Origin of the sequence: Microbacterium sp. NPDC078814 (assembly GCF_040702645.1) — a bacterium.
Taxonomy (GTDB): Bacteria; Actinomycetota; Actinomycetes; order Actinomycetales; family Microbacteriaceae; genus Microbacterium.
Map to the genome: position 1 here is coordinate 1 of NZ_JBFBLT010000031.1, position 2921 is coordinate 2921.

At 61.3% G+C, this 2921-nt stretch carries 3 protein-coding genes and 2 tRNA genes; all 5 read left to right on the forward strand.

Features of this window, described 5'->3' with window-relative positions; all coding sequences use genetic code 11:
* Positions 1-149: 149 nt before the first annotated feature.
* The 5 genes from AB0300_RS18725 to AB0300_RS18745 all read left to right on the forward strand — a co-directional run bounded on the left by AB0300_RS18725 (position 150) and on the right by AB0300_RS18745 (position 2826).
* Positions 150-806, forward strand: coding sequence for a hypothetical protein (locus AB0300_RS18725; protein ID WP_366216679.1), 657 nt, complete (start codon positions 150-152; stop codon positions 804-806).
* 285 nt (positions 807-1091) lie between these two features.
* Positions 1092-1175: transfer RNA gene (locus AB0300_RS18730), tRNA-Leu, on the forward strand.
* A 58-nt stretch (positions 1176-1233) separates the two neighbouring features.
* Positions 1234-1315: transfer RNA gene (locus AB0300_RS18735), tRNA-OTHER, on the forward strand.
* 69 nt (positions 1316-1384) lie between these two features.
* A complete protein-coding gene (locus AB0300_RS18740) occupies positions 1385-1618 on the forward strand; it encodes a hypothetical protein (protein WP_366216680.1) in 234 nt (77 codons plus the stop codon).
* Positions 1615-2826 carry a hypothetical protein gene (locus AB0300_RS18745; RefSeq protein ID WP_366216681.1) on the forward strand — a complete coding sequence of 404 codons (1212 nt, stop codon included), beginning with the start codon at positions 1615-1617 and terminating at the stop codon, positions 2824-2826. Before AB0300_RS18740 ends, AB0300_RS18745 begins: the two co-directional genes overlap by 4 nt.
* Positions 2827-2921 lie beyond the last annotated feature (95 nt).

The following is a 2921-nucleotide window of genomic DNA, read 5'->3' on the forward strand; positions in this document are numbered from 1 at the left end:
GCACCTCACAGGCGCCACTCTGCGTGCTGCGTGGAGCATCCGATGACTTTGCCGCCGTTGTGGCGTTGTCCGTCGTGTCCGGTCATCCTTGTCGGTCCACAGATCGACGGTGCACGAGAACACACACTTGAACACGAAAGCGAGAACCCATGACCGAACTATCCGATGGGATGGCCCGACTGATCGGACCATGGACCCTCACCGTAACCGTCGACAACCACGACAGACAGCAACACTTCCCGCCCCTCGTCGACATGCTCAATGGGCAGCTCGCACCTGGAATGGAAGGCGGAAGCGGGGGAGGGCTGCCGTCAACCCGCAACATCCTCGACGTCCAATCCCTTGACCTGCTCATCCACATTCAGGACGTCACCCGGGCGTGGTTGCAGGAATGGGGCGTCCAGGGCGCCGGCGAACTCAAACTGGATCTGCGCGGATTCTGGGAACGCCTCAATACCCTGCACAACACGGGTGCAATGGACGACACCACGTTCGAACACCTCGCGTCCTATCCGGACACGTGGGCGGCAAAAGTGTGGGATCTCATCGAACCGCCGAAGACTGTCCCGTTGCGGCGAACCGAATGCCCCAAGTGCGGTGTCGATAAGGTGAGCAACGCGGAGGGGGAGTCGAGCGACAATCTCACGATCACCTTTCGGGTCGGGCACGAGTTCACCGCCGAATGCCGCAACCGGGAATGCGCGGCCGTCTGGATCGGCGTGACAGGCCTTCAGGATCTTGGGCGCTCTCTAGGTATCAAAATTGATATCGACACGCTTCAGGAAGCGGTAGCACAAATGGGTTGAAGTCTGCTATCCTGAAGGTGCTTCGGATTGTTGTGTCCGAAATCAGCCGCTCAACCATTCTGGTGGGCGGCTTTGTTGTTCCTCCCGGTCGGCTCATGGAATGACCCGTGGCGAATGGTCGGTTCGAGGACAAGCCGGGACGACGCCGGCGAAAACAGGTGCATACGAACGCACCCGATAAACACACGACAGCCCCACCGTGAGACTTCCGGACGGTCGATCTCACAAAGCGCGCACCCCGTCGTGTCACACGCTCGTGTCCGGGTAAAGCCGCGGCGAGCACCCCGGGGATTGGCGGAACCGGCAGACGCGCGCGACTCAAAATCGCGTGTCCGTGAGGACGTGAGGGTTCAACCCCCTCATCCCCGACAATGCGAGGCCGTTGGCCCATAAAGCCAGGGGGAAGTTGCAACCCTCGCAGAAGACCCGAGTGCTTGGTGTAGCTAGGCAGCACCCCCGCACAGGCATGTGCTCAGCGGGAGGCGTCGGTTCAAATCCGGCACGCTCGGGCAAGACTTCATAACTTCACAGTGCATGTTCACGGCTTATGCCCCAACCGGCTATGAAAGGCGACCATCGTGTCGATTCAGTCCAGCCTCGCATCACCGCCCGCGCCTAAGTCGCAGAAGACCATCCTTGATCGTTGGCTCGAAGAGCAAACCGCGGACGACCAGGAAGTCATCAGATCAACGCTCAAGAACCCCGAGTGGAGACACGTCGACCTCCTCGAGGCTCTCGTCAAAGAGGGCATGCCGGAAGTCGCGGACACCACGTTCGGTGTGTGGCGGAAGCGCATGGGGTACACGAAGTGAGCCTCGCAGACCGCCTCTCCGAAGCACCCGACAAGGACGCGGCGAAAGAGAACGGCGACTTCAGATACGGTCCAGACGGCGCCGTCATCGGAGGCGACTTCACCGGCATCCGCTCCGAAGGCCCGCTGACCAACTGGGATCACGTCTTCGAGAAGTTCATGCTCGACCCCGAGCTCTTCGAGATCATCGGGGACACGGTTCGCGCATCCACGTGGCAGTCGTCCAAGCGAACCGAGGACGGCAACCGCGACATCGTAAACCTGTTCTCATACAGGGCTTCGTTTCGACGGAAGACCACCAACGCGATCACCGAAGCCGACATCGCCGAAGCGCAGAAACGCGCAAGGGCGTGGAAGCTCCCGCGCCGCATTCCCGGCTGCGGCCTCGGTGAACCCGTAGCCGCGATCCTCAACCTCTCCGACATGCAGCTCGGGAAGTCTGAGGGTGGCGGCATCGACGCAACCCTCGACCGCCTCTACGACGGCCTCGAGAACTTCCAGGCCGAAGTTGCCCGGCAGCGAAAGCACCGCAACGTCACCGAACTCGTCATCGTCAACAACGGTGACCCGTTCGAAGGCATCGCCGGCAACTACACGTCGCAGACGCACACGGTACAAGCTGGCCTTCGCGGGCAGATGAACCTTGTCCTTGACGTGTGGTCAGCGTACGCACGCGAACTGTATCCAGCATTCGACAAGGGCCAGTTCGTTTCCGTGCTCTGCAACCACACCGAGTTCGGTCGTCAGGGCGGGTCGGCGAAGTCGATCACGTCCGACTCCGACAATGGGGGAGCGTTCCTCGCGGAGACCCTGCAACGCGTACTCGACGCAACGCCCGGTTTTGATCACGTCGACTTCACCATCCCGCACGACGAGATGAACGTGTACACGACCGCCGCGAACGTTCCCATGGGGTTCAACCATGGCCACAAGATCCCAGGCAGTGATGCGGCCGGGTTCGAGAAGTGGTTGAACGGTCAAGCCCGCGGCGACCAGCGCGCACATGAGGCACGCATCTGGGTCACGGCGCACCGCCACAACTTCCAGGCATGGGATCTCGGATCAACGTTCGGATTCTCGTGCCCGTCTTGTGATGGCGGGTCGAAGTGGTTGCGGGACACGACGGGGAAGTTCTCCCGGTCCGGAATCATCACCTTCCTGGTAGGCGAACACCATCCTCTCGGATGGTCAGACGTCGCCTTCATCTAAACCTCCCACCTCCCACGCAACAGCCACAGGGCAACAGCCACACATGTAGGGCAACCGGCGTCGAGGAACGGTGGGCAGAACCAAACGGGGCCGGA